This window comes from Roseomonas sp. GC11 (assembly GCF_024437745.1).
Lineage (GTDB): Bacteria > Pseudomonadota > Alphaproteobacteria > Acetobacterales > Acetobacteraceae > Pseudoroseomonas.
The window spans coordinates 44,379-69,874 of sequence record NZ_JANFNY010000018.1 but is presented as its reverse complement, the minus strand read 5'-3'; the positions used below and the strand labels follow the sequence as shown (position 1 = coordinate 69,874).

Genomic DNA, 25,496 nt, shown 5'->3' with positions numbered 1-25,496 from the left:
GGCGGGGGCCACGCTCGCCCTCGCGGCGCTCGCCACGCGGGCCACCACGCTCGCCCTCGCGGCGCTGCCCCTGGCCGGGGCCGTGGCGGCGCGGGCCGTGGCGATGCTCCTCGCGCCGGGCGCTGACCATGGCCGGGCTCGGCGGGCCGAAGGCGTCCTCGGCCAGCGGCTCGGCGGTGATCAGGCGGAAGCCCAGGGTTTGCAGGACGGCCGGCAGGATATCGGCCTTCACGCCCAGGCGGCTGGCGACATCGGGCGGCAGCATGGCCGGGGCGCGGCGCGTCAGGTGCCCGAGCTCGCCCGCCACGCGCTCCGCCACGTCGAGGCGCAGCAGCACGGGGCCGGCCTTCACCCAGCCCATCGTCTCGGCGAAGCCCTCCGGCCAGCCTTCCGGCGGCGGCACGGAGACGAGGCCGCCGCCCGGCACGGCGGGGACGTCGCAATCGGCCTTCAGCGCCCAGAGCTGCGCGCGCAGCGCCATGGGGCGGGGCTTCAGCATCTCGGGCAGGTAGAGGGCGAAGCGCCCGGCGCGGATGCCGATGCCCTTCAGCTTCTGGCGCAGCTCCGGGTTCACCTCGGCCTCGGTGCCGCCGGGCACCAGGCCGAGATACTCGCGCAGGCGGAAGGCCGGGCCGCGCAGCGCGCCATCCTCCGCCGCCTTGGTCTCGACGGTGTCGAGGGGGGCGAATTCGCGCTTGAGCAGCGCCTCCAGCCAGGTGGCGAGGCGGGCGCGGATGCGCTCCCGCTGCGCGCCGTCCAGCAGGTCGGAGGGCAGGGGCTCGACCAGCGGCTTGTCCGGGGTGGGGCCGGGCCGCAGGCGGGCGACCTCGTCACCGTTCCAGGTGATGCGGTGGGACGGGGTCAGGGCGAAAGCGTCGTCGGACGCGGTTTCGATCTCAGTCACGCGCTTCGGCATCTCACTCTGCAGGGCACGGCGGGCGGCACGCAGGACAAGCTTGCGCTCCTCCCCATTACCCGCAGCGGCATCGGGTTCAAACACGAAACCCTTCACTTGGCCAACCGGATGGCCTTCCACCACCACCTCGCCTTGGCGGGTGACGGCGGAGAGTAACTCATCCGCCGACTCGTCGAGACGGCGGATCAGGTGTGCGGCCCGCCGATCAACGAAACGTGCGGTCAGCCGCTCATGCAGGGCGTCGCTCACCGCATCCTCGGCGGCGCGGGCGGCATCCTGGAATCGGGCGGCGTCGCGCATCCAGTCGGCGCGCGCAGCGATATAGGTCCAGACGCGAATCGCCGAAAGCCGGGCCATCAGCGTGTCGAGGTCGCCCTCGGTGGAGGCGCATTGGGCGATCTGGGCGGCCACCCACTCCGCCGGCAGGCCGCGCTCCTTCACCAGATGGCCGAAGATGCGGGCGCAGAGGCGGGTGTGGCTGTCATCCGCCAGCTTGCGGAAATCCGGGATCTGGCAGGCTTCCCACAGCAGCCGCACCCGCGCCGTGCCGCGCGCCATCTGGCGGATCTCGGCATCGCGCGAGAGGGCTTCCAGCGTGATGTGGTCCGTCGCGTCATGGCCCTTGGAGAGGCCGGGCACCGGCGGCGGCGCGGCCAGGCTGTCCAGCAGGGCGTCGACGCCGCTGAAATCCAGCGCCGCGTTGCGCCAGGCCAGGGTCTGCAGCGACTCGAACTGGTGGCCCTCGATCTTGGCCACCATCTCCTCCGGCAAAGGCGGGCAGTCGGCGGTGACGCCGAAGCTGCCATCGCGCATGCCGCGCCCGGCGCGGCCGGCGATCTGCGCCGCCTCCTGCGCCGAGAGCGGGCGGGGGCGGTGGCCGTCGAATTTCTGCAAGGACGCGAAGGCGACATGGTCCACATCCATGTTCAGCCCCATGCCGATGGCGTCCGTCGCCACCAGGAAATCCACCTCGCGATTCTGGTAGAGCGCCACCTGGGCGTTGCGCGTGCGCGGGGAGAGGCGCCCCATCACCACGGCGCAGCCGCCGCGCCGGCGGCGGATGGCCTCGGCGATGGCATAGACCTCCCCGGCGGAGAAGGCGACGACGGCCGAGCGCGGTGGCAGCCGCGTCAGCTTGGCCGGGCCGGCATGGCGCAGCTCGGACAGGCGCGGCCGCGTCTCGATCTCCGCCTGGGGGACGAGGCGCTGGAGCAGCGGGCGGATGGTCTCGGCGCCGAGGAACATGGTCTCGACCATGCCGCGGGCGCGCAGCAGCCGGTCGGTGAAGACATGGCCGCGATCCGGGTCGGCGCAGAGCTGGATCTCGTCCACCGCGACGAATTCCACCCGGCGGTCCAGCGGCATGGCCTCGACCGTGCAGGCGAACCATTTGGCGCCGGGGGGGATGATCTTTTCCTCGCCGGTGATGAGGGCGACCTGCTGCTCCCCCTTCACCGCCACCATGCGGTCATAGTTCTCGCGCGCCAGCAGGCGCAGCGGGAAGCCGATGATGCCCGAGGCATGCGCCAGCATGCGGGTGATGGCGAGGTGGGTCTTGCCGGTGTTGGTCGGGCCGAGCACGGCCTTGACCCGCGCGGGGAACATGGACGCGGCGGCGGAGGTGGGGGCGCGGTCGGGCATTCCGCCCCCTGTGTGACGCCAAGCGGGGGGCGTTGCAACCGTGGCCCCTCAACGCTTCCTTAGGGAAGCCTCTCAATGATGTGACTCGGGGCAGGGGCAAGGGACCCGGCGCGCCATCAGGCCCCCCCGCGCACCCCGCGCTGCATGCCCCACAGGAGAGGACTGGATGATCGGCTGGCTGTCTCGCTCCCTGGCGACACGCATCTACGCCCTGCTCGGCTTGTCCGGCGCGGTGGCGTTGGGCATGGCGTTTCTCGCCCTCTGGGCCCTGTCGAGCTACCAGGGCGAGGTCCGCGAGGCCCAGCGCGCCGGTGCCGCCGCCTGGCGGGCGGAACGGGTGAACACCCGGGTGATGGAAGCCGTGGCCGACAGCCGGCTGCTCTATTTCGCCCAGCCGGGCGAGGATGCGCGCCGCGCCGCCACCTCGCTGCGCAACGGCCTCGCCGGGCTGGAGCAGGAAATGGCCGCCTGGCGCGCCCTGGTGCCGCCCGCCGAACTCGCCGAGTTCGAGGCGCTCTCCCGCATCGTGGCCGATTTCGTGCGCTTCCGGCTGGAGATCGCGCGGGCCGGGGTGGAGGAAGGCCCCCCCGCCGCCAACCGCATGGGCAACAACGAGACCAACCGCGCCAACCGCCGCGCGCTGAACGCCCAGCTCGACAAGGCGGCCAAGGCGGCCGAGCACGACAGCAACGAGACCGCCGCCTCCGCCATCGCCTATGCCGACCGCCTCTCCACCCTGATGCTCGGCATCGCCCTGGCCTCGCTGGCCCTGCTCGGCGCGGTGCTGGTGCTGGTGGTGCGGCGCTCCATCCTGCGGCCGCTGCGCGAGACGACGGACAGCATCGCCGCCATGGCCGCCGGGCGGCTGGACCGCGCCGTGCCCGGCGCCCGCCGCGCCGACGAGATCGGCATCCTGGCCGCGGCGGCTGAGAACCTGCGCGAAAGCCTGCTCCAGGCCGAGGCGCTGGAACACGATTCGCGCACCCAGAACGCGGCGCGGCTGAAGCGCGCCGAGGTCTATGCCGAGGCCGTCGGCGTCTTCCGCCACGAGGTCGATACCGCCATGGCCGGGCTGGGCCAGGCGGCGCAGGCGGTGGATGGCGCGGCGGAGACGCTGCGCCAGGTGGCCCAGCGCACCGCCCAGGCCGGCAGCGCCGCCGCCCATGCGGCGGACAGCACCGCCACCGAGGTGCGCACCGTCGCCGCCGCGGCCGAGCAGATGGCCTCCGCCGTGCAGGAAATCTCCCGCCAGACCGGCGAGGCCACCCAGGTGGCCGGCGCCGCCGCCGGCGCCGCCCAGCGCAGCGACGCCACCATGCAGGCGCTGAGCGAGGCCGCCGAGCGCATCGGCGATGTCGTCAAGCTGATCGGCGCCATCGCCGGGCAGACCAACCTGCTGGCGCTGAACGCCACCATCGAGGCGGCGCGCGCCGGTGAGGCCGGCAAGGGCTTCGCCGTCGTCGCCTCCGAGGTGAAGAACCTCGCCAACCAGACCGCCCGCGCCACCGAGGAAATCGGCGGCCAGATCGAGGCCATGCGCCAGGCCACCGGCGCGGCGGTGGAGGCGATCGGCAGCATCGCCGGCACCATCGCCGAGGTGGACCGCATCAGCAGCAGCATCGCCGCCGCCGTTGAGGAGCAGGGCGCCGCGACGCGGGAGATCGCCCGCGCCGCCGCCGCCGCCGCCCGCGGCACCAACGAGGTGGCCCGCCGCAGCGAGGAAGTGCGCAGCGCCGCGGGCGAGGCGGAACGGCAGGTCGATGCCCTCTCGGGCGCCGCGCAAACCTTGCAGACCCGCAACACGACCCTGCGCGGCTCGGTGGAGGGCTTCCTCACCCGCATCGCCTGAGGGCCGCCGGTACGGCGAACTGCCAGCCGGCTAGCTGAAGGCGGGTGCAGGGAAGCCTGACCAAGGGAAAGAACCAAGGGAAAGAAAAGGGGCGCATGAGGGGGCGAAGCCCGCCCCATGCCCGCCGCCGCCGGGGCTTCCCAACCCTCCCGCGGATGCGGCGCCCCCCTTGCGGCGTGGGTGGACTTCGCCGCGGCCTCCCCCAAGAATGCCACCCCTGATCTGCCGCCCCTGACCCGCTGTTGGTTCCCGTCATTCCTGCCTTGCCCTATCTGGCGCTGTTCAGCGCCGTCTTCGCCACCATTGGCGTGGTGCAGCCCTTCCTGCCCGCCTTCCTCGCCGCGCGCGGGCTGGCGCCGGGGGAGGTCTCGCTGGCCCTGGCGCTGGGCTCGGGCGTGCGGCTGCTGGCCGGGCCGCTGGCCGGGCGCGGCGCCGATGCCCTGGCCGATCCGCGCTGGCTGCTCGGCCTCGTCGCCCTGGCCGGGGCGCTGGCGGCGGCGGGCTTCGCCGGGGCGGCGGGGCTGCTCGGCTTCCTGGCGGTGCAGGCCGCCTTCAATGCCGCCAGCGCGCCCATCATCCCGCTCTCCGACACGCTGGCGCTGGGCGCGGCCGGGCAGGGGCGGATCGACTATGGCCGGGTGCGCGCCGCGGGCTCGCTCGCCTTCATGCTGGCCTCGGCCCTGGCGGGCTGGCTGGTGGGGGGCTGGGGGCTGGGGCTGGTGCCCTGGCTGGTGGCGGGCGGCATGCTGGCCACCCTGGCCGCCGCCCTCACCCTGCCCCGCCCGCTGCCGCGCGAGAGCGGACCACGCCGGGCCGGCTTCCTGGCCACGCTGCGCCTGCCGGGGCTGGCGCGGCTGCTGCTGCTCTCCGGGCTGATCCAGGCCAGCCACGCCGCCTATTACGGCTTCGCCGCCATCCACTGGGCGGCGGCGGGGCATTCCCCCGGCACCATCGGCCTGCTCTGGGCCGAGGGCGTGGTGGGGGAGGTGCTGCTCTTCATGGCCGGGCGGCGGCTGATGCGGCGGCTGGGCGCGCGCGGGCTGGCGCTGCTGGCGGCGGGCGCGGGGCTGCTGCGCTGGCTCGCCCTCGCCGCCAGCACCGACCTGCCGGTGCTCGCCCTGGCGCAATGGCTGCACGCCTTCAGCTTCGGCGCCCAGCACCTCGCCGCCATGAATCTGCTGCTGGCCCTGGTGCCCCCGGCCCAGGCTGGAACGGCGCAGACCCTCCACGCCGCGCTCGGCGTCGGCCTGCTCACGGGGCTGATGACCCTCGCCTCCGGGCCGCTCTACGCCGCCTTCGGAGGTGGCGTCTTCCTGGCCATGGCCCTGCTCTGCGCTGCGGCACTGCCGCTGGCCCTCGCAATGCCGCAGGGGAGGCGGTGAAGAGGTTCTTTTTTGGAAAAAAGAACCAAAAAACTTTTATCCGTTTGCGTCCCGCCATACCGGGAGACGGCGGCAGCCTGAAAAAGAGTCCCGCCGTGCCGGGAGACAGCGGCAGCCTGAAAGAAAAGCAGCCTGAAAGAAGAATCACAGCCAGGTGTGGCCGTTCCAGCGGCGGGGCGTGATGCTGGGCTGCCCGTCCTGGATGAGGATGCGGTTATAGGCGTTGGGCTCCCCGCGCAGGCGGGTGGAGGTGGCGGAGCCGGCCTGGACCACCAGCAGGTCCTCCCCCTCCGCCGTGGTGCCACGATGCAGGCGGACATAGCCGCGATGCAGATGCCCCGCGAGGATGAGGCGGACCCCCGCCTGCCGCAGCGCCGCCAGGGCAGGGGCGGCGCGATGGGCGAGCGGTGTCTCCGGCGCGTCCTCCGGGGCGAGGAAGGGATGATGGGCGACGACGACGCGGAACAGGCCCGGCGGCAGCCGCGCCAGACGTTGCAGCAGGCGCTCCAGCCGGTGGCGCTTCACCCGCCCCTCCTGCCAGGCGAGCCGCGGCGCGGCGCGGACCACGGTGTTGAGCCCGATCACCGCCAGATGCTCATCCTGCCAGAGCGGTTCCGTATCCGGGTTGATGTAGCGGTGCCAGCGGCCGAAGGGGTCGAGGAAGCGCTCCCAGGGCCAATAGGTGGGGATGTCGTGATTGCCCGGCACCACCAGCACAGGGGCCTTCAGCGCCGCGATGAAGCGGCGGGCGGCCTGATACTCGCGGCGGCGGGCGCGCATCGTCAGGTCGCCGCTGATGACCACGAGATCCGCCGGCCCGTCATTCAGCGCGGCGAGCAGGGCCTCGGCCACACCCTCGTCCACCCGGCCGAAATGCAGGTCTGAAATATGGTCGATGCGGCGGAGCACGGTCATGGCGGCAGCCTTTCTGCGGCCGGGCAATGCCGATGCCCCAGGAAGGTTGCATCCGTTCAGCCCCTGTTCACCCAGGTTGCTTAACGTTCTTGTGAAGGGGCTCAGGGGTTTCCGCGATGTCGCGTTGGCGTGGATCAGTGGTGACGCTGCTGGCGGTGGTGTTCGCCATTCCGTTGCTCGGCTTCCTGGTGCAGTCCGGCGTGTCATTGGTGGAGTCGGCGGCGCAGCTGCGCCAGGCGGAAACCGCGGTGACCGTGTCGGAGGTGGACCGCGTGCTGTTCCGCGCCAGCCAGCAGGTGCGGCTCCTGACCGGCCCGCTGGGCACGGCGCTGCTGACGCAGGACGATGCCTCCGAGGCCTTGCGCAATGCGCGCTCGGAGGCGGAGCGCTGGCTGCGCGCGGCGGATGAATCGGCGCGTGGCCTGGGCGTGCCGGAGCTGGAGAGGCCCCTGGCGGCCTTGGGCGAGAGCTCGGCCGCCGTGCACCGCAACCTGTCCCTGGCCGACCAGATCGCCGCCCAGCCGCGCGCGGCGCGCAACCTCGCCACCATGCAGCCCCTGACCCTGGCCGTGGCCGATGCGGGGGAGAAGCTGGGCGATGTCTCCTCCGTGGTCAGCACGCGGATGCGGCTGATCGACGGCTACTTCGCCGAGCTGGTGCAGATCCGCCAGCAATCCTGGGAGTCGCGCTCTTATTTCGGCCGGCAATGCTCGATGCTGCGCGCCATGGTGGCCACCAGCCAGCCGCTGACGGTGCCGCAGCAGAATGAGCTGGCGGCGCAGCGCGCGCGGGCGGTGATCGGGCTGGATGCGCTGGACGACCTGCTGGCGCGCCCCGGCGCCTCCACCACGCTGCGCGCCGAGGCGAAGCTGGTGCGGCAGGAGATGCAGGAGGCCAACCGCTGGATGGATGGCGTGCTGGGCCGCCTCGATGGCAGCGGCAAGCCCGCGGTGCCGGCGCAGGAATGGACGCAGCGCTGCAACGCGCCCTTCGCCCGGGTGGTGGGCATCGGCAATGCCGCGCTGGACCTCGCGGTGGAACGCGCCGCCACGCTGCGCGAGGAGGCGTGGCGCGGCATGGTGGTGTCCGCCGTCCTGCTGGCCGGGGCGGTGCTGCTGGCGGTGGTGGCGGCGGTCATCCTGCTGCGCCGCCTGGCGCGGCCGGTGCTGTCGCTGCGCGAGGCGGTGGGGCGGCTGGCGCGGCAGGACCTCGATACCCCCGTGGCGCTGCCGCGCGCCGAGGATGAGTTCCGCCGCATGGGCGAGGCGCTGGAGGCGCTGCGCCTGGGGGCGGCGGAGGCCGAGGCGCTGCGCCAGCGCCAGATGCAGCAGCAGCAGGCGGAATTGCAGCGCGCCGAGATCGTCGCCGGGCTGTGCCAGGATTTCGAGCACAGCGTGGGCGAGGCCCTGGCCGAGCTGGCCCGCGCCGGGGAGGGGCTGCAGGGCACCGCCGGCCAGATGCGCCAGCAGGCGGGGCAGACCGGCGAGCGGGCGCAATCCGCCGCGCGCTCGGCCGATGGCGCGCTGGAGAATGTCAACACCGTGGCCGCCGCGACGGAGGAGCTGGGCGCCTCGATCCGCGAGATCGCCGCGCGGGTGCAGGGTTCCGCCACCGCCACGCGCGATGTCTCCAGCCAGACGGAGCGCACCGGCGCCGTGGTGCAGCAGTTGCAGGATTCCGCCTCGCGCATTGGCGATGTGGTGGAGCTGATCCGCCGCATCGCCGGCCAGACCAACCTGCTGGCCCTCAACGCGACGATCGAGGCCGCCCGCGCCGGCGAGGCCGGCAAGGGCTTCGCCGTGGTGGCCAGCGAGGTGAAGAACCTGGCCAACGAAACCGCCAAGGCCACCGATGGCATCGCCGAGCTGGTGGGCCAGATCCAGCAGGCGACGGGCGCGGCGGTGATGGCGGTGCAGGCCATTACCGAGGGGGTGGAGGGCATCGACCACTCGGCCAGCGCCATTGCCGCCGCGGTGGAGGAGCAGAGCGTGGCGACGCAGGAAATCGCCCGCAGCGTGCAGCTGGCCGCGCATGGCACCAATGAGGTGACGCAGACCATTGCCAGCGTGGCGCAGGACAGCGCCGTGACGGGCGAGGCCGCCGCGACGGTCTTCCGCTCGGTGGAGGAGTTGCAGAAGGTGGGCCGCAAATTGCAGCGGCAGGTGGATGGCTTCCTGACCGCTGTCCGCGTCGCCTGATTTCCCCGCCGCCTCTTCGCATTTTCCCCGCTGGCCGAGCGCATCCAGGTGATGCGCTCGGCCAGCGGGGAAAAGTTTTTTGGTTCTTTTTTTTCAAAAAAGAACGCTCTTGCTGGCCGGCAGGGCTCTGCAAAAAAAGCGACCCACCCCACGCAAAAAATCTCTTTTTCGAGGCGCTTTAAAGAAAGTTTTTACCCCCAGGCGTGAAAATCACCTTGTTCTCAACCAAGGAGGCTCGCGCTGATGACCTGGACCCACGCTCGTCGCCCGCTGACCGCTCGCAATGCCTTGCGCGGCCTCCTGGCCCTGCCGTGGAATGCACCCCTGTTTGGTCCGCTTCGCCTGAAGCGGCCTGAGCACTAGACTGACTTCCCCTTCACGCGCATCTCAGGACGGGCGCCACCCCAGGACGGGGCTGGCGCCCTTCCTGTTTCTGGCCCCCCTTTCTGCCTCTCCTTTTCTGGCGCCTGCCCTGCGCTGTCCCGGCCGAAAAAAAGGGCCGGGGCATTGCTGCCCCGGCCCGGTCTCTCCGCGGAGGGAAAGCCTGGAGATCAGGCCGCCTTCGCCATGTTGCGCAGCACGTAGTGCAGGATGCCGCCATTCTTGTAGTACTCGACCTCGTCGGCGGTATCGACGCGGCACAGCACCTTGGTGGTGGTGGTGCTGCCATCCGGACGATGGATGACGAGGTCCAGCAGCATGCGGGGCTTCAGCTCTTCCAGGCCGATGATGTCGATCACCTCTTCGCCCGTCAGGCCGAGGGTCTCGCGGTTCTCACCCGGCTGGAAGACCAGCGGCAGCACGCCCATGCCGACGAGGTTGGAGCGGTGGATGCGCTCGAAGCTCTCGCAGATCACGGCCTTGACGCCGAGCAGGAAGGTGCCCTTGGCCGCCCAGTCGCGCGAGGAGCCGGTGCCGTATTCCTTGCCGCCGAAGATGACGAGGGGGGTGCCCTCGGCCTTGTACTTCATGGCGGCGTCGTAGATCGGCATGACCTCGCCCGAGGGCTGGTGCTTGGTGATGCCGCCCTCGATGCCGGGGACCATCTCGTTCTTGATGCGGATGTTGGCGAAGGTGCCGCGCATCATGACTTCGTGGTTGCCGCGGCGGGCGCCGTAGCTGTTGAAGTCCGCCTGCCGGACCTGGTGCTCGACCAGGTACTCGCCGGCGGGCGAGGTCTTCTTGATGTTGCCGGCCGGGCTGATGTGGTCGGTGGTGATGGAGTCACCGAGCCGGGCCAGCACCCGCGCGCCCTTGACCGAGGCGATCTCACCCGGCTCGGCGCCCATGCCCTCGAAATAGGGCGGGTTCTGCACGTAGGTGGAGCCGGAGTTCCAGCGATAGGTGTCCGAGCCGGCATCGACGCGGATGGCCTGCCACTGGGTCGGGCCCTTGAACACGTCGGAGTAGCGGCTCTGGAACATCTCGCGCGTCACGACGGCGGCGACGGTGTCCACCACCTCCCGCGTGCTCGGCCAGATATCCTTCAGATAGACCGGCTGGCCGTTCTTGCCGGTGCCGATCGGCTCCTTGGTGATATCCTTGGTGATGCTGCCGGCCAGGGCGTAGGCGACCACCAGCGGCGGCGAGGCCAGGTAGTTGGCGCGGACGTTCTGGTGGACGCGGCCCTCGAAGTTGCGGTTGCCCGAGAGGACGGAGACGGCGACCAGCTTGTTGGCCTCGATGGCGTCCACGATCGGGTCCGGCAGCGGGCCGGAATTGCCGATGCAGGTGGTGCAGCCATAGCCGACGGTCTGGAAGCCCAGCGCGTCGAGATGCGGCGTCAGCCCGGCCTTGTCGAGATAATCCGTCACCACCTGCGAGCCGGGGGCCAGCGAGGTCTTGACCCAGGGCTTGGTCGTCAGGCCGAGCTCATTGGCCTTCTTCGCCACGAGGCCGGCGGCGACCAGCACATAGGGGTTGGAGGTGTTGGTGCAGGAGGTGATGGCGGCGATCACCACATCGCCATGGCCGAGGTCGAAATTGGCGCCCTCGACGGGGACGCGCAGATCGGCCTTGTCGCCCGGCACGCCGAGGTTGCCGGAGGCGAGTTCCTTGGCGAAGGCGGGGGCGGCGTTGTCCAGCGCCACGCGGTCCTGCGGGCGCTTCGGGCCGGCCATCGAGGGGACGACGGTGGAGAGGTCGAGTTCCAGCGTGTCGGTGAAGACCGGGTCCGGCTGGCCCGGCTCGCGGAACATGCCCTGGGCCTTGTAGTATTCGCGCACCAGGTTGATGCGGTGCTCGTCACGGCCGGAGAGGCGCAGATAGTCGAGCGTGATCTCGTCGACCGGGAAGATGCCACAGGTGGCGCCGTATTCCGGGGCCATGTTGCCGATGGTGGCGCGGTCGGCGAGCGGCATCTGGTCGAGGCCAGGGCCGAAGAACTCGACGAACTTGCCGACCACGCCCTTCTTGCGCAGCATCTGCGTCACCGTCAGCACCATGTCGGTGGCGGTCACGCCCTCGCGCAGCTTGCCGGTGATCTTGAAGCCGATCACGTCGGGGATGAGCATGGCGATGGGCTGGCCGAGCATGGCGGCCTCGGCCTCGATGCCGCCGACACCCCAGCCGAGCACGCCGAGGCCGTTCACCATGGTGGTGTGGCTGTCGGTGCCGTAGCAGCTGTCGGGGTAGGCAAAGGTGTCGCCGGCGTCGGTGGCGGTCCAGACGCCCTGCGCCAGATACTCCAGGTTCACCTGGTGGCAGATGCCGGTGCCGGGGGGGACGACGCGGAAGTTGTTGAACGCCTCCTGGCCCCAGCGCAGGAACTCATAGCGCTCGCCATTGCGCTCGAACTCGATATCGACGTTTTTCTGAAGCGCCGTCGGCGTCGCCGAGACGTCCACCATCACCGAGTGGTCGATGACGAGGTCGACGGGCACCAGCGGGTTCACCCGCTTCGGGTCGCCGCCGAGCTTCAGGATGCCATCGCGCATGGCGGCCAGGTCGACCACGGCGGGGACGCCGGTGAAGTCCTGCATCAGGATGCGCGCCGGACGGAAGGGAACTTCCTTGTCCGACCTGCCGTCCTTCACCCATTCGGCGACGGCCTTGGCGTCGTCCACGGTGTAGGAACGGCCGTCCTCGAAGCGGAGGACGTTCTCCAGCAGCACCTTCAGGCTGAAGGGCAGGCGGCTGACGTCGCCGATGCTCTTCGCCGCTTCGGGCAGGCTGAAATAATGGTAAACCTTGCCGTCCACCGTCAGCGCTTGCCGCGCTTTCAGGCTGTCCTGCCCGATCATCCGCATGGTCCGGGGTCCCTCAATATTTGCTGCGAACGCTGCCGCTTATTACACGGAGCGGTGCCACGGTCCATCGGCGGGCGTGGGCTGGGGTGCCGTGCTGGAAGCGAAAGATATCGGCGTGCTGCGGGGGGAGCGGGTGGTGTTTACCGGCCTGTCGCTCTCCATCTCACCGGGTGAGGCCATTCTCCTGACCGGTGCCAATGGCGCGGGAAAATCGACTCTGCTCCGCGTGCTGGCGGGACTCGTCCCCGTCGCGGAGGGCGAGATCCTCTGGCACGGCGCGCCCGCCCTGGCCGACCGCGTGGCGCATGCCGCCCGGCTGCGCTACCTCGCCCATGCCGAGGCGCTGAAGCCCGGCCTGACGGCGGCGGAGAACCTCCTCTTCTGGTCGCGCCGCTGGGGCGGGGACATCGCCGCGGCCCTGGCCGCCGTGGATCTCTCGGCCCTGGCGGAGCTGCCGGCGCGGCTGCTCTCGGCCGGGCAGAAGCGGCGCCTGGCCCTGGCCCGGCTGGCGCTGGCCCCCGTGCCGCTCTGGCTGCTGGACGAGCCCTCGGTGGGGCTGGATGCCGCCTCCATCGCCCGCTTCGGCACGCTGCTGGCGGCGCACCGGGCGCGCGGCGGGGCGGTGGTGGCCGCCACCCATGTGCCGCTGCCGCTGCCCGATGCCCGTGAATTCCGGCTTGCGCCGCCGCTGGAGGACGCGGAATGATCGCCCTCCTGCGGCGCGAGCTGCTGCTCGCCGCGCGGCACCCGGCCGATACGCTGGCCGCATGCCTGTTCTTCCTGCTGGTCACGGCTCTTTTCCCCTTCGGGGTGGGTCCGGCGCCGGAAACCCTGGCGCGACTCGCGCCGGGCGCCCTGCTGGCCGCCGCCCTGCTCGCCGCGCTGCTGCCGCTCGACCGTCTCTTCGGCGCGGAGGCGGAGGATGGGTCGCTGGACCAGCTCCTGCTCTCCGGCCTGTCCGGGGCGCAGATCGCGGCGGCCAAGGCGGTGGCCCACTGGCTGACCACCGGCGCGCCGCTGCTGCTCGCCACCCCCGTCGCCGCCGCCATGCTCAACCTGCCGGAAGAGGCCTGGGGCGTCGCGCTGCTCGTGCTCGGGCTGGGGACGATGTTTCTCTCCCTGCTCGGCACGGCGGGGGCGGCGCTGACGCTCGGGGCGCGGCGGGGTGGGGTGCTGCTGCCGCTGCTCGTGCTGCCGCTCGCCATTCCCGCCATGATCTTCGGCGCCGCGGGGATCGAGGCGGCGGCCAGCGGGTTGAGCGCGCGGCCCTTCCTGCTGCTGCTCGGGGCGCTGGTGGCGGCGGCCCTGCCCCTCGCGCCGCTGGCGGCTGGGGCGGCGCTGCGGGCCGATTAAGCAGGGGGCGCTGCCCCCTGAACCCCCGCCGGGGTGGCACGGCCACCCCGGACCCCGCGTTCAGTTTGGCGCCAACTGATGGCGGGGTCCGGGGGGACCCTGTCCCCCCGGCGGGGGCCTGGGGGCAGCGCCCCTGCTTTTATTTATTTAAATTTAAACCCTACTCCGCCCTGAGCGGCCTTCCCATCAGCGCCCGCATGGCGCTGACGACATCGTGCCGCCCCTGGAGCACTTCGCTGACCGCGCGGGTGATGGGCATCTCCACCCCCACGCTTTCCGCCCGTGCCAGCAGGGCCGGGGCGGTGGCGACGCCTTCCGTCACGCTGTTCCGCGCCGCCAGGATGTTTTTCAAGGTCTGCCCCTGGCCGAGGGCGAAGCCGAGCGAGAAATTTCGGCTCCCGGGCCCGGTGCAGGTCAGCAGAAGGTCGCCGAGCCCCGAGAGTCCCGAGACGGTTTCCATCCGCCCGCCGAGGGCGAGGGCGAGGCGCCCGATCTCGGCGATGCCGCGGGTGACGAGGGCGGCGCGGGCATTCTCGCCGAGGCCGGCGCCCATGACGGCGCCTGCGGCGATGGCGATGACGTTTTTCGCCGCGCCGCCGACCTGGGCGCCCACCGCGTCCTCCTGCCCGTAGAGGCGGAAGCCGGGGGTGGCGAGGCGCTGGATGGCGGCCTCGCGCAGGCTGGCCTCTGTGCTGGCGATGATGGCGGCGGCGGGCAGGCCGGCGGCGACCTCGGCGGCGAAATTCGGGCCGGAGAGCACGCCGGCGGCCAGCCCCGGCCGCGCCAGGGCCAGGGTTTCCAGCGGCAGGCGGTGGCCTTCCGCCGTCACGCCCTTGGCGGCGACGAGGGCGGGGGGCAGGGCGGCCGGGAAGCCTTCCAGCACGCGCGCCATGTGCTGGGCCGGGATGACGAGCAGCACCAGCCCGGCCCCCGCCACCGCCGCCGCCGGATCGGCCGTGACGGTGATGGCGGCGGGCAGGGTCCAGCCCGGCAGATGGGCCGTGTTCTCGCGCCTTTCCTGCATCGCCGCCGCGCGGGTGGCATCGCGCGCCCAGAGGGCGACTTCCCCCCCCGCGCGCGCGGCCTGGAGGGCCAGCGCCGTGCCCCAGGCGCCGGCGCCGATCACCGCGATCTTTTGCATGGGCGGCCTATTCCTCGGTGAGGCGGGTGACGGCGCAGCCCTGCCCCGGCTCGCCATCGCCGAGATGCTCCAGCAGGGCGGCGAGGATGGCGCGGGCCTCCTCCTCGAACTTCCAGGGCGGGTTCACCACCACGAGGCCGCAGCCATTGAGGCGCTGCGGGTCGGTCGGCTCGCGCAGCCACATTTCACAGGCCAGCACGTCGCGCACGCCGCTCTCCTGGATGGCGGTGTGGAAGGCGCGCACCGGGGCGCGGTGCTTGATCGGGTACCAATGCGCCTGCACCCCGGCGCGGAAGCGGTGCGCCAGGGTTTCCAGCGCCTCCGCCATGCGGGTGAACTCGCCCTCCAGCTCGAAGGGCGGATCGACCAGCACGAGGCCGCGCTTCTCGGCGAAGGGGGTGAGGGCGGTGAGCGCCTCCCAGGCGTCGCGCTTGTGGACGGCGGTCTGCGGGTCGCCGCGGAAGAGGGTGCGCAGGGTGGCGCTGTCCTCCTCATGCAGTTCGCAGAGCACCAGGCGGTCGCGCGGGCGCAGCAGCATGCGCACCAGGGCCGGGCTGCCGGGGTAGCGCGGCGGGAAGCCGGCGCGGCGGACGAGGTCCAGCCAGTCGGCCAGCGGCCCCTCCTCAATGTCCAGCAGCCGGCCGACGCCGCGCTTCCACTCCCCGGTGCGCTCCGCCTCGGAGCCGGTGAGGTCGTAGGCGCCGATGCCGGCATGGGTGTCGAGCACGCGGAAGGGCGTGTCCTTCATCGCCAGCCGGCGGACGAGGGCGACGATGAGGGCATGTTTCATGCAGTCGGCGAAATTGCCGGCATGGAAGGCGTGGCGGTAGTTCATGCGGTGGCCTCCGCGCGCAGCTCGTCGAGGGGCCAGCGCGGGCGCGGGGCGTGGTCCAGCGGGTCGGTGAGGCCGGCGCGCAGGCGCTCGATCCCCGCCCAGGCGATCATCACCGCATTGTCGGTGCAGAGGCGGATGGGCGGGGCGATCAGCGGCAGGGCGGCGCGGGCGGCCTCGGCGGCGAGGGCGGCGCGCACCCCCTGGTTGGCGGCGACGCCGCCGGCCACCACCAGGGCGGTGGCGCCGGGCAGCAGGGCCAGGGCGTTGCGGGCGCGGTCCGCCAGCACGGCGGCGACGGCATGCTGGAAGGCGGCGGCGAGGTCGGCGCGGTCCTGCTCCGTCGCCAGCTTCGGCACGGCCTGGGCCACGGCGGTCTTGAGGCCGCTGAAGGAAAAATCGCAGCCTGGGCGGCCGAAGAGCGGGCGAGGCAGGGGGTAGCGGCGCGGATTCCCGGCCTGGGCCAGTTTTTCCAGGGCCGGGCCGCCGGGCCAGGGCAGGCCCATCAGCTTGGCGGATTTGTCGAAGGCCTCGCCCACCGCGTCATCCAGGGTGGAGCCGAGGCGGCGGTAGCGGCCCAGCCCCTCCACCGCCACGCACTGGCAGTGCCCGCCGGAGAGCAGCAGCAGCAGATAGGGAAAGCGGACCTCCCCCTCCACCAGGCCGGACTCGTTCAGCGTGGCGCGCAGGGCGGGCAGGCGGGCGGTGAGGGCGTGGCCCTCCAGGTGGTTGACGGCGACGAAGGGCAGGCCGTGGGCGATGGCCATGCCCTTGCCGAAGCTGGCGCCGACGATCAGCCCGCCGATCAGCCCCGGCCCCGCCGTGGCGGCGATGCCGCCGAGCTGCTCCGGCCGAACCCCGGCCTCCGCCATCACCTGCGCGGCGAGGCGGGGCAGGTGGGCGAGATGGGCACGCGCCGCGATCTCGGGCACCACGCCGCCGAAGGGGGTGTGCTCGGCCAATTGGCTGCGCACGGCCTCGGCCAGGATGGTGCCATCGGGCGCCAGCAGGGCGGCCGCGGTTTCATCGCAGCTGGCCTCCAAACCCAGAACTGGACCCTCGATAGGCGCCGATCGCATTCGTTCCTGCCTTCCCCATGCCGGGCCGTGGTTCTATGACGGCGGCATGTCGTTTGCCCACCCCGTCCTGCCGCTTGCCCCGGCGGGCGCCTTCGCAAAAAACCGCGTCATGGCCCCGGCGGATCAGCGGGGCGGTGTGGGCGGACACCCCGTGACGCCTCCAGGGCCTCCCCCAGGGACGCCCCCCGGGATGCCGGCCGGCGCCGCGCCGGGTGGCGCGGTGAAGCCGCATGCGCGGCGGCCGCTGCCGCTGCGCGTCGGCACCCGCGGCTCGCCGCTGGCGCTGTGGCAGACCCGCACCTTTCTGGAGCTGGTGCTGCATTTCTGCCCCGTGCTCCGCAACGCCAAGGCGTTCGAGGAGCATGTGATCGCCACCTCCGGCGACCGCATCCAGGACAGGCGGCTGGCGGATATCGGGGGAAAGGGCCTCTTTGCCAAGGAGATCCATGAGGCGCTGCTGGATGGGCGGATCGATTTCGCCGTCCACAGCCTGAAGGATCTGGAAACGGAGCTGCCGCCCGGCATCGTGCTGGCCTGCACGCTGAAGCGCGAGGATGCGCGGGATTCCCTGGTGCTCGGCCCCGGCGCGGTGGTGGCGGATGTGGCGGACCCTTTCTCGGCGATTCCGGCCGGGGCGCGCATCGGCACGGCCAGCCTGCGGCGGCAGGCGCAGCTTCTGCACGCGCGGCCTGATCTCCAGGTGGAGATGATCCGCGGCAATGTCGGCTCCCGCCTGTCCAAGCTGGCGGCGGGGGAATGCGATGGCACGCTGCTCGCCCTGGCCGGGCTGAAGCGGCTCGGGCTGGAGAGCCATGCCTCGGTGGTGCTGGACCCGGAGGCGATGGTGCCGGCGGCGGGGCAGGGCATTGTGGGCGTCACCGTCCGCGCCGCCGATACCGAGCTGCATGAGCTGCTCTCCGGCATCGAGGACCGCGCGGCGCGCGCCGTCTCGCGCGCGGAGCGGGCGCTGCTGGCGGCGCTGGATGGCTCCTGCCGCACGCCGATCGGCGGCCATGCGCGGCTGCTGCCCAATGGCGAGCTGCATTTGACCGGGCTGGTGGCGCGGCCGGATGGCAGCTTCCTCCTCAAGCGCAGCCTGCATGGCGCGGCGGGCGAGGCGGAGCGCATCGGCCGCGAACTGGGCGAGAGCCTGCGCGCCGACAGCCCCGCCGATATTTTTATCAGCTAGGCGGGCGGGTGCCGGAGGGCCGCGCCATCCTGGTCACGCGCCCGGAGCCTGGCTGCGCCGAGACCGTGGCGGCTGTCGCCGCGCTGGGCTGGCGGGCGGTGGCGGCGCCGGCGCTGGTGCTGTCCTCCTGTGCCCCGGCCACGGGCTGGGGGCGCCCGGCGCGGGCGCTGCTGCTGCCCAGCCGCGCGGCGGCGCGGGCGCTGGCCCCGCTGATCCCGGCGGCGCTCCCGGCGGAGATCCCGGTCTTCGCCGTGGGGCCGGGCACGGCGGCCGAGGCGCGGCGCGCCGGCTTCACCGATGTCGCCCTGGCGGAGGGCGATGCCGCCTCGCTCGCGGCGCTGGTGGCGGCGCGGCTGGCGCCAGGAAAGGAACCGGGGGGAGGGCCGGGCGGTGTGCCGCTCTGGCTGGCCACCGGGCGCGGCTACAGCCTGGAGCTGGCGGCGGCGCTGCGGGCGCGCGGCTTCGCGGTGCGGCGGCGCGTGGTCTATGAGGCCCGCCCCGCCACCGCCCTGCCGGAGGAGGCCGCCGCCGCGCTGCGGGCGGGGGAAATCTGCGCCGCCCTGTTCCTTTCGCCGCGCTCGGCCCATGTGACGCAGCGGCTGCTGCGCCGCGCCGGGCTGGCGGAACAGCTGCGCGCCGTGGCGGCCCTGGCGCTCTCGCCCCGTATTGCCGGGGTATTGGCGGGAATGCCATGGCAAGAGATCCGTGCTACCCCGGTGCCCGATTCCTCGGCGCTGCTGGCCCTGCTGGGCCCGGCGCCGGAATAGTCCCGGCAGAAGGCCGGCATGCGTCAGAAGAAGGGGCAGGAGTAGAGAATGACCGACACGCCGAAAGACAGCCCCAAGGGTGAGCCGGTGCCGGGCGCCCGCCCATCCGGCCAGGGCCGCAAGGCGGGCCGGGAGAATCCCAGCGTGATGCCGCGGGCCCTGAGCGCGGCGCTTCCTGGTGCGGCGCTTCCTGGTGCCGCTCTGCCCGGGGGGCCGAAGGCCGGCGTGCCGCAATCCGCCCGCCCCACGGCCTCGCCCGCCGCCGCCCTGCCGCCCGCCACCGGGGCCGAGACGCCCCAGGCCACGCCGCCCGCGGCGCCCCAGGGTGAAGCAGCCCCCAAGCCTGAAGCCACCACGCCCGAAGCACCGCAGCCCGTGGTGACGGCCGAGGCGCCTGCCGCCGCGCCGCCCGCGCCGGCGCCCACCTCCGCGCCCGCCGCCCCACCGCCTGCCTCCGTGGCGCCCGCCGCCGCGCCGCCCGTCTCCGCGCCGCCCGTCTCCGCGCCTCCGGCGCCGCCCGCCCCCGTTTCCTCCACCCCCGCTTCCGCCCCGGCGGCTGCCACCGCCATTCCAGCGGCCCGCCCCGCCGCGCCCACCGACGCGACCAGGACGATGCCTCCGCCGATGCCCAAGCCCGCCGCGCCCGAAACCCCGAAGCCCGCCGCCGCCAGCCCGGCCGCCGCTTCCTACCCCTGGCAGCGCCACGCCCATCTCGCCCTGCCGCTGGCCGCCGGTGGCGGCGTCCTGGCGCTGGTCGCGCTCGGCGTCGCCCTCTCGCGCGGGCAGGCGCCGGCCGCGACGCCGGCCCAGCTCGCCGCGCTGGAGCAGCGCGTCACCACCCTCCAGGCGCTGGATGGCCGCCTCGGTACGCTGGAAGGCAGCCTGCGCGAACAGGCCAGCGCCCAGGCCCAGGCTGTCTCCCAGGCCGTCGCCCAGCTGGGCGGGCAGGCGCAGACCACCACCACCGCCACCGCCGCCGCTCTGGCCGAGGCCCAGCAGGCCGTGCAGGGCCTGCGCGCCCAGGTCGAATCCCAGCGCAGCGACCGCGAGGCCGTCCAGCGCGCCGCCGATGAGCGCGTGGCGCGCGGCGAGCGCAGCCTCGCCGAGCGCATCAGCCAGGCCGAGGCCCAGTTCGCCCAGCGCATGGCCGCCGCCGAGGCCGCGCTGAACCCGCGCTTCTCCGCCGTCGAGACGGCCATGCAGCAGCGCATCGCCGCCACCGAGGAAGCCGCCCGCCAGCGCATGGCCGAGCGGGACCGCGCCCTCGATACCCGCTTCGCCGCGCTGGAGCAGCGCGAGAGCCGCCTCGCCACCGCCGAGCGCCGCCTCTCCACCCTGATCGCCACCACCGCCACCGCCACGGCGCTGGAGGCCGGGCGGCCGCTGGGCCAGGCGCTCTCCGGCCTGCCGGGCGAGGCCCCGGCGGCGCTGCGCCGCTACGCCACCGCGGCGCCGCCCACCGAGGCCGCGCTGCGCCTCTCCTTCGAGGAGGCGACGCGCGCCGCCCGCGCCAAGTCGGAGCCCGCCACCCAGGGGCAGACGGTGTGGGAATCGGCGGCGACGCGGCTCGGCAATCTCGTCACCGTCCGCCGCGGCGAACAGGTGGTCTGGGGTGACGCCATCAGCAGCGAGCTGGAAATCGCCCGCCGCGCGCTGGAGGCCGGCGACCTCGCCGCCGCCGTCAAGCGCATCGAGGCCCTGCCCGAGGCGCCGCGCGCCGCCATGGCCGGCTGGCTGGAGCAGGGGCGCGGCCTGCTCGACGCCCGCGCCGCGCTGGAGGCCCTGCGCGCCGGAGGCCTCGGCTGATGCGCCGCGCTCTCTGGCTGCTGATCCTCTGCGCCCTCGCCGTCGGCCTCGCCTGGGGGCTGATGCGCCTCGGCGGCGCCGTCGAGGTGCGCGTGGCCGACATGGAGATCGTCCTCTCCCTGCCGGTGCTGCTGATCCTCCTCGTCACGCTGTTCCTGGTGCTGCACCTGCTGATCGTGGGCTTCCGCAGCCTGGTGAACTGGCCCGCCCGGCTGCGCGCCCGCCGCGCCGCCCGCCGCCGCAACCATGGCGAGATGATGCTGACCCGCGCCCTCGTCTCGCTCGCCGCCGGCTCGGCCGATGCGGCGCGCAGCGAGGTGAAGCGCGCCCGCCAGCTGCTGGGCGACACGCCGCAGCTGCTGCTGCTGACCGCCGAGGCCGAGCGCATGGCCGGGCGGGAAGAGGCGGCGGCCGAGGCCTTCCAGGCCCTGGCCAAGCGTGAGGATGCCCGCTTCATCGGCCTGCGCGGCCTGCTGCGGCAGGCGATGCAGCGGCAGGACTGGCCCGCCGCCCAGGCCCTGGCGAAGGAGGCCGAGGCCGCGCATCCCGGCGCCACCTGGCTGCGCGAGGAGCGCGCCCTGCTGGCCCAGCGCACCCAGGACTGGCGCGAGGCCCTGGCCCTGGCCAGCCCGGCGACGCCGCGCGCGCCGCTCGCCCTGGCCGCCGCCGGCAAGGAGGCCGACGCGGCCCGCGCCGCCGAGCTGGAGAAGCAGGCCTTCCAGGCCGATCCGGCCTTCGCCCCCGCCGCCCTGGCCCATGCCGCGCGGCTGGCCGCCGCCGGCAATGCCCGGCGCGCCAAGGGCGTGCTGGAACAGGGCTGGGCCGCCGCGCCGCACCCGCAGCTCGCCGCCGCCTATCTGGAGGGCGAGGCCGAGCCGCTGGCGCGGGTGAAGGCGGCGGAAGCCCTGGTCCACCGCAACCGCACCCATGCCGAGAGCCGCCTGCTGCTGGCCCGCGCCGCGCTCGGCGCCGGGCTGACCGGCCGCGCCCGCACGGAGCTGGATGCGCTGGTGGCCAGCGGCGAGGCCGATGCCCGCGCCTATCTGCTGCTGGTGGAGCTGGAGCAGGCGGAGCAGGGGGACACCACCCTGGCCCGCGCCGCCGAGGCCAGGTGGCTGCGCGCCGCCACCACCGCCAAGCCGGAACCGCGCTGGCGCTGTGGCCAGTGCGGCAAGGTGCATGCCGCCTGGGCGCCCGTGTGCGATGGCTGCGGCACTGCCGGGCGGGTGGCCTGGGGGTGAAGCCCTGGGAGTGAAGAATCGGGAGGGCGCCGCCCTCCCGGACCCTCCCGCTGGGGGGACAGGGTCCCCCCAGGCCCCGCCATCAGGGGCGTTAGCGCAGCGGGTTGGCCAGCAGCAGGCCGGCCTTGCGGAAAGACAGACCGAGCGCCACCGCCGGCCCCATGGCGGCATAGGCCGCGCCGGGCGGCATCAGCCGCAGGAAAGCCGCCAGCGCCTCGCGCTTCGGCCCGCGCTGCGCCAGGGCGAAGGCCAGCAGCAGGGCCGGCTCCTCCCCCGTCAGCCGCGGCGCGGTGGGGCAGGCGATGCGGAAAGCCCCGAGCCGCAGCACGGCCTCCAGCGCCGGCGCGGCCTCCGCCACATCCTCGGCGATGAAGGGCAGCCGCGCGGCAGCCAGCGCCGGCCGCCCGCCCCGCATGGCGCAGGCCCAGCGGCGCATCCCCTCCAGCAGCAGCGCCTCGGGCGGGGCCAGGGACTCGGCGCAGGCGTCGGTCCAGGGCCAGGTCGGCAGGCCATGCGTTGCCATGGTGATTCTCCCTGTAGGCTCTCCAGGCTGCCGCATATGAGAATCACTCGCAAGTAATACCGTGTTGCAGCGTGCCTCGTCCTGTTCGCCGCCCCCCGGCCGATCCCCCGGCCCGCGCCGCGCCCTCAGCGTCCTGGCAGGGCGTCGTCACCATGATGGGCGAGGCCGAGCACCAGCACCGCATCCGCCTTGTCCACCGCCTGGCTGGAGAGCAGCTCCACCCACTGGCTGAGCAGGGTGGGGTCGATCTCCTCCGCATGGGCGCTGCGGTAGAGGGCGGAGAGGAAGGCCTCGTCGCTCTCCCCGGCATGGACGGACTGGTATTCCGCGCTGCCGAGCAGGGCCTGCACCAGGGAGCGGGCATCGAGCGTGCCAGTGGCGAGGGCGCTGTTCCAGCGCGCGAGGTCGCCCGAATCCGGGGCGCGGTCGAGCAGGGTGTTGAAGGCCAGGGTGATGAACTGGGTCACGGCGCTGCCGCCGGGCGCGGTCATGCCGGGGTCGGGCGCGGTGAGGGGGCCTTCCACATGGAACTCCACCGGCAGGCTGTCATCCCCCGGCCCCACCAGATGCTGCAGGCTGGCCAGCAGCAACCCGTTGTCGCGCTGGCCCAGGGCGGCCTGCACCTTGAGGTCGCCGAGCAGGCCGCGCAGGGCGCCGGTGAGGTCCAGCGCCTCCTCCTGCCCGCTGGCCCAGGCGAGCAGCAGCATGGTGCCGCCCGAGCCGTCGGGCGAGGGCACTTCGAGCCGCAGCATTTCCTCCGCGCCGGAGAGGCCGGGCAGGGTGAGCTTGCCGCTGGCCAGCCCCTGCTGGTCCGCCACGGAGAGCCAGAGCAGCGTGCCGCTGCTGAGGGCCGTGCCGGGGGCCGCATCGCCCCAGGCGCTGCTGTGCTCGGCCTGCCAGTGCAGGGCGAGGCTGCCGGTCAGCGCCGTGCCCGCCTCGGCCACCAGATGGGTGGCCTCGTGGTGCTCGGGTGTGGGGGGCGTCTCGGGGGGCGAGGGCGGAGGCGGCGATTCCAGATGGGACTCGGGTGGGGACTCAGGTGGCGAGACGGGCGGCGAGACGGGGGGCGATTCCGGTGGAGACACCGGTGGTGAGACGGGCGGCGAGACGGGCGGCGATTCCGGCGGGGATTCCGGTGGCGAGACCACGATGGCGGGCGGGGCGGGGGTGGTGTCGGTGTCGCCGGTGTTCAGCACCACCACGTCGAGGGCGAAATTCGCCTCGTTCTTGCCGTCGGAGACTTCGATCATCACCTGGCGGGTGGTGCCGCCCTCGCGCATCAGGTCCACGCCGTCGCGCAGCTTCAGGACGTTGCCGTTGATGATTTCGAAGAAGGCTTCGTCCGGCCAGAGCACGCGGAAGGTCAGGGAGGATTTGGGGCTGTCATTGTCGCCGCCCTGGAGGGTGCCGATGACGCCGCCGAGATCATCCTCCAGCACTGAGCCGCCCGCGGTGAAGCGCAGCGTGCTGGGCGGCGCGTCGTTCACGTCGAGCATGGTGACGGTGTAGGTGTCGCTGCCGCTGATCCAGCTGCCATTGGCCTGCACGGAGAGGCCAAAGGTGAAGTTCACGACGGTGGCGGCGTTGCCATAGGCCTCGTGGTCGAAGCGCATGGCGGGCACGATGACCACCTGGCCGGTGGTGGGGTCGAGCGTGGCGTTGAACAGGTTGGCGTTGGTGCCGGTGAGCCTGACGGCGGTGACGCCGCTTACCCCTGTGAGGGTCAGCCGGGCTTCCCAGTCCCCGTCTCGGTTGTTTTCGTAGATGGTCGAGGGCACATCCCCCGACACCAGCAGGGCCACGCCCGTGCCTCCCGGTGCTTGCGGGCGGCAGCATGGCGGCCTGGGCTGAAGAAAGATGAAGCGCCCCGCGCCTCACCCCGCCCCTGAGAAAAGTTTTTTGGTTCTTTTTTTCAAAAAAGAACCCTTTTCCTGATTTTCCCTCAAGCGAGCGGCGCCTGGGTGATGAGCCTCCAGGCGAGGGCCGCGAGCATGATGGCATTGAGGGCGAAGAGCGCCGCGCTGGCCAGCCGCAACTGCGGCCCGGCCCGCCGCCCGAAGAAGCGCCCGACCATCGCCACCGCCACCAGCGCCGGCACGGTGCCGAGGCAGAAGGCCGCCATGGCGAGCATCCCGGCCAGCACGCTGCCCGAGGCCGCGGCCCCTGCCAGCGCGCCATAGAGCAGCCCGCAGGGCAGGGCGCTGAGCATCAGCCCGAGCCCGACCCCGCGCCACCCTCCCGGCGCCGCCAGCAGGGCGGAGACGCGCCGCGCCGCCACCGCCGGCAGGCGCGGATGCGGCAGCCAGCCCGGCCAGCGCAGCGAGACGGCCAGCCGCGCCGAGGCCTGCCCCAGCATCAGCAGCGCGGCCAGGGCCAGCAGCCCGGCCAGCAGCAGGCGCGGCCAGCCCAGCTGCCCCTCCACCAGCCCGGCGATGCCGCCGGCCAGCCCGCCCAGCATGGCGTAACCCAGCATCCGCCCGGCGTGGTAGGGCAGCAGCGCCGCCCCGGCGAGGCGCGCGAGGAAGGGGCCGCCCATGCCGCGCTCCGCCCCGGCCGCCGCCTGGGCCAGCACGAAGGGCGCGCACATGCCGGCGCAATGCGTCACCCCGCCGGCCAGCCCGGCCAGGAAGAGGGCGCCCATCAGCGCGGCCAGGCCGCCCGGCCCGAGGGCCGCCAGATCATGCAGACAATTCGCGAGCATGAGGGGGAAGGGTAGGGCAAACGCCAGGACGCTGCCTTGCGGCAGATCAAGGGCTCCCCGCCCCCGGAAAGAAATCACTCGCCGAAGCGGCTCTCGATCCAGTCGCGCCGCGTCAGGCGATACAGCACCTGCCGCCGCATCCGGTGGCCCTCCGGCAGGCGCGGATGCTCGAAGCCGCCCGCGCGCCGCATGCCCAGCTTCTCCATCAGGCTCCAGGAGGGGAGGTTTTCCGCCAGGGTGAAGGCCACGATCTCGCTCTGGCCCAGCGGGCCGAAGCCATGCGCCAGCGCGATGCGCGCCGCCTCCTCCGCATAGCCCTGGCGCTGGAAGGGCTGTGCGATCCGCCAGCCGATTTCCACCGGCGGGTCGGCGGGGTCCTGCCAGGGAATCACCTCCCAGGGCAGGCGCGCCAGGCCGCACATTCCGACCAGCCCCGGCGTGCCATGCCGCTCCAGCGCCCAGAAGCCATAGCCATGCGCGGCGAAATGCGCGGCGATGCGGTCCAGGAAGGCATCCGACTCCGCCCGGCCCAGCGGCGCGGGGAAGTATCGCATCACGGCCGCATCGGCGTTCATGGCGGCGAAGGCATCGCGGTCCGCCCCGGTGAAGGGGCGCAGCCGCAGGCGGGGGCCGTTCAGGAGGGCGGGGTCTGGCATGGCCTGTCCAGCCTATCCCGCTTCCCCGCCGCGCCGAAGGGGGTATGGTAACCGCCGGA

At 73.1% G+C, this 25,496-nt stretch carries 18 protein-coding genes and 1 pseudogene; 9 read left to right on the top strand and 10 right to left on the bottom strand.

The features are described from left to right. Positions 1–2,557 (bottom strand): helicase-related protein (locus tag NON00_RS07890; protein WP_256019417.1); only part of this gene is annotated, 2,557 nt, incomplete at its 3' end. 166 nt (positions 2,558–2,723) lie between these two features. Between NON00_RS07890 and NON00_RS07885 the strand changes: the two genes are divergently transcribed. Then, positions 2,724–4,406, top strand: a complete 1,683-nt coding sequence (locus tag NON00_RS07885) for a methyl-accepting chemotaxis protein (protein WP_256019414.1) — start codon at positions 2,724–2,726, stop codon at positions 4,404–4,406. 242 nt (positions 4,407–4,648) lie between these two features. Continuing rightward, a complete protein-coding gene (locus tag NON00_RS07880; RefSeq protein ID WP_256019411.1) occupies positions 4,649–5,788 on the top strand; it encodes an MFS transporter in 1,140 nt (379 codons plus the stop codon). Positions 5,789–5,932: 144 nt separating this feature from the next. On the opposite strand, the gene NON00_RS07875 is transcribed toward NON00_RS07880, so the two are convergent. Then, a complete protein-coding gene (locus NON00_RS07875; RefSeq protein ID WP_256019408.1) occupies positions 5,933–6,703 on the bottom strand; it encodes a metallophosphoesterase in 771 nt (256 codons plus the stop codon). Positions 6,704–6,819: 116 nt separating this feature from the next. Here NON00_RS07875 and NON00_RS07870 point away from each other — a divergent pair, with 116 nt between their 5' ends. Then, on the top strand, positions 6,820–8,901 hold the full coding sequence (locus NON00_RS07870; protein WP_256019405.1) for a methyl-accepting chemotaxis protein: 2,082 nt from the start codon (positions 6,820–6,822) through the stop codon (positions 8,899–8,901). A 551-nt stretch (positions 8,902–9,452) separates the two neighbouring features. On the opposite strand, the gene acnA is transcribed toward NON00_RS07870, so the two are convergent. Next, positions 9,453–12,149 carry an aconitate hydratase AcnA gene (acnA, locus tag NON00_RS07865; RefSeq protein ID WP_256019402.1) on the bottom strand — a complete coding sequence of 899 codons (2,697 nt, stop codon included), beginning with the start codon at positions 12,147–12,149 and terminating at the stop codon, positions 9,453–9,455. A 151-nt stretch (positions 12,150–12,300) separates the two neighbouring features. Between acnA and ccmA the strand changes: the two are divergent. Both ccmA and ccmB read left to right on the top strand, forming a co-directional pair. Further along, positions 12,301–12,855 (top strand): annotated as a pseudogene (gene ccmA / locus NON00_RS07860) (heme ABC exporter ATP-binding protein CcmA); the annotation flags it as partial. Further along, complete coding sequence (gene ccmB, locus NON00_RS07855; protein ID WP_256019396.1) at positions 12,852–13,502, top strand: heme exporter protein CcmB; 651 nt, start codon at positions 12,852–12,854, stop codon at positions 13,500–13,502. The pseudogene ccmA and the gene ccmB, both read left to right, overlap by 4 nt. Positions 13,503–13,662: 160 nt before the next feature. On the opposite strand, the gene NON00_RS07850 is transcribed toward ccmB, so the two are convergent. From NON00_RS07850 to tsaD, 3 genes are read right to left on the bottom strand one after another with little or no spacing between them, the layout of a single operon-like run. Continuing rightward, positions 13,663–14,643, bottom strand: coding sequence for an NAD(P)H-dependent glycerol-3-phosphate dehydrogenase (locus NON00_RS07850; protein ID WP_256019394.1), 981 nt, complete (start codon positions 14,641–14,643; stop codon positions 13,663–13,665). A 7-nt stretch (positions 14,644–14,650) separates the two neighbouring features. Next, on the bottom strand, positions 14,651–15,478 hold the full coding sequence (locus tag NON00_RS07845; protein WP_256019390.1) for a 23S rRNA (adenine(2030)-N(6))-methyltransferase RlmJ: 828 nt from the start codon (positions 15,476–15,478) through the stop codon (positions 14,651–14,653). Further along, positions 15,475–16,554 (bottom strand): tRNA (adenosine(37)-N6)-threonylcarbamoyltransferase complex transferase subunit TsaD, encoded by a 1,080-nt coding sequence (gene tsaD, locus NON00_RS07840; RefSeq protein ID WP_256019388.1) that lies wholly within the window; start codon positions 16,552–16,554, stop codon positions 15,475–15,477. The genes NON00_RS07845 and tsaD overlap by 4 nt, the downstream gene beginning before the upstream one ends. 190 nt (positions 16,555–16,744) lie before the next feature. On the opposite strand from tsaD, the gene hemC reads away from it, so the two are divergent. The 4 genes from hemC to NON00_RS07820 are packed head-to-tail and all read left to right on the top strand — an operon-like array spanning position 16,745 to position 21,557. Further along, positions 16,745–17,743: a hydroxymethylbilane synthase gene (gene hemC, locus NON00_RS07835; protein ID WP_256019385.1), complete on the top strand. Its 999-nt coding sequence runs from the start codon at positions 16,745–16,747 to the stop codon at positions 17,741–17,743. A gap of 8 nt (positions 17,744–17,751) precedes the next feature. After that, complete coding sequence (locus tag NON00_RS07830; RefSeq protein ID WP_256019382.1) at positions 17,752–18,510, top strand: uroporphyrinogen-III synthase; 759 nt, start codon at positions 17,752–17,754, stop codon at positions 18,508–18,510. A 48-nt stretch (positions 18,511–18,558) separates the two neighbouring features. Then, the gene (locus NON00_RS07825) at positions 18,559–20,316 is read left to right on the top strand and encodes a hypothetical protein (protein WP_256019379.1); all 1,758 of its coding nucleotides are present in this window, start codon (positions 18,559–18,561) and stop codon (positions 20,314–20,316) included. Further along, positions 20,316–21,557 (top strand): heme biosynthesis HemY N-terminal domain-containing protein, encoded by a 1,242-nt coding sequence (locus tag NON00_RS07820; RefSeq protein WP_256019376.1) that lies wholly within the window; start codon positions 20,316–20,318, stop codon positions 21,555–21,557. The genes NON00_RS07825 and NON00_RS07820 overlap by 1 nt, the downstream gene beginning before the upstream one ends. A gap of 91 nt (positions 21,558–21,648) precedes the next feature. Here the strand turns inward: NON00_RS07820 and NON00_RS07815 are convergent, their stop codons facing one another. From NON00_RS07815 to NON00_RS07800, 4 genes are all read right to left on the bottom strand, one after another. Continuing rightward, positions 21,649–22,080: a hypothetical protein gene (locus NON00_RS07815; RefSeq protein ID WP_256019375.1), complete on the bottom strand. Its 432-nt coding sequence runs from the start codon at positions 22,078–22,080 to the stop codon at positions 21,649–21,651. Between the two features lie 125 nt (positions 22,081–22,205). Next, complete coding sequence (locus tag NON00_RS07810; protein WP_256019374.1) at positions 22,206–23,882, bottom strand: DUF4214 domain-containing protein; 1,677 nt, start codon at positions 23,880–23,882, stop codon at positions 22,206–22,208. Between the two features lie 140 nt (positions 23,883–24,022). Next, positions 24,023–24,781: a sulfite exporter TauE/SafE family protein gene (locus tag NON00_RS07805; RefSeq protein WP_256019373.1), complete on the bottom strand. Its 759-nt coding sequence runs from the start codon at positions 24,779–24,781 to the stop codon at positions 24,023–24,025. A gap of 74 nt (positions 24,782–24,855) precedes the next feature. Next, positions 24,856–25,437: a GNAT family N-acetyltransferase gene (locus NON00_RS07800; protein WP_256019372.1), complete on the bottom strand. Its 582-nt coding sequence runs from the start codon at positions 25,435–25,437 to the stop codon at positions 24,856–24,858. Between the last annotated feature and the right edge of the window lie 59 nt (positions 25,438–25,496).

Bases quoted from the DNA above. Each gene is read 5' to 3' on its own strand.
- NON00_RS07885 (WP_256019414.1), top strand. From the start codon at position 2,724: ATGATCGGCTGGCTGTCTCGCTCCCTGGCGACACGCATCTACGCCCTG.
- NON00_RS07875 (WP_256019408.1), bottom strand. From the start codon at position 6,703: ATGACCGTGCTCCGCCGCATCGACCATATTTCAGACCTGCATTTCGGC.
- NON00_RS07870 (WP_256019405.1), top strand. From the start codon at position 6,820: ATGTCGCGTTGGCGTGGATCAGTGGTGACGCTGCTGGCGGTGGTGTTC.
- acnA (WP_256019402.1), bottom strand. From the start codon at position 12,149: ATGCGGATGATCGGGCAGGACAGCCTGAAAGCGCGGCAAGCGCTGACG.
- ccmB (WP_256019396.1), top strand. From the start codon at position 12,852: ATGATCGCCCTCCTGCGGCGCGAGCTGCTGCTCGCCGCGCGGCACCCG.
- NON00_RS07850 (WP_256019394.1), bottom strand. From the start codon at position 14,643: ATGCAAAAGATCGCGGTGATCGGCGCCGGCGCCTGGGGCACGGCGCTG.
- NON00_RS07845 (WP_256019390.1), bottom strand. From the start codon at position 15,478: ATGAACTACCGCCACGCCTTCCATGCCGGCAATTTCGCCGACTGCATG.
- tsaD (WP_256019388.1), bottom strand. From the start codon at position 16,554: ATGCGATCGGCGCCTATCGAGGGTCCAGTTCTGGGTTTGGAGGCCAGC.
- hemC (WP_256019385.1), top strand. From the start codon at position 16,745: ATGCCGGCCGGCGCCGCGCCGGGTGGCGCGGTGAAGCCGCATGCGCGG.
- NON00_RS07825 (WP_256019379.1), top strand. From the start codon at position 18,559: ATGACCGACACGCCGAAAGACAGCCCCAAGGGTGAGCCGGTGCCGGGC.
- NON00_RS07820 (WP_256019376.1), top strand. From the start codon at position 20,316: ATGCGCCGCGCTCTCTGGCTGCTGATCCTCTGCGCCCTCGCCGTCGGC.
- NON00_RS07815 (WP_256019375.1), bottom strand. From the start codon at position 22,080: ATGGCAACGCATGGCCTGCCGACCTGGCCCTGGACCGACGCCTGCGCC.
- NON00_RS07805 (WP_256019373.1), bottom strand. From the start codon at position 24,781: ATGCTCGCGAATTGTCTGCATGATCTGGCGGCCCTCGGGCCGGGCGGC.
- NON00_RS07800 (WP_256019372.1), bottom strand. From the start codon at position 25,437: ATGCCAGACCCCGCCCTCCTGAACGGCCCCCGCCTGCGGCTGCGCCCC.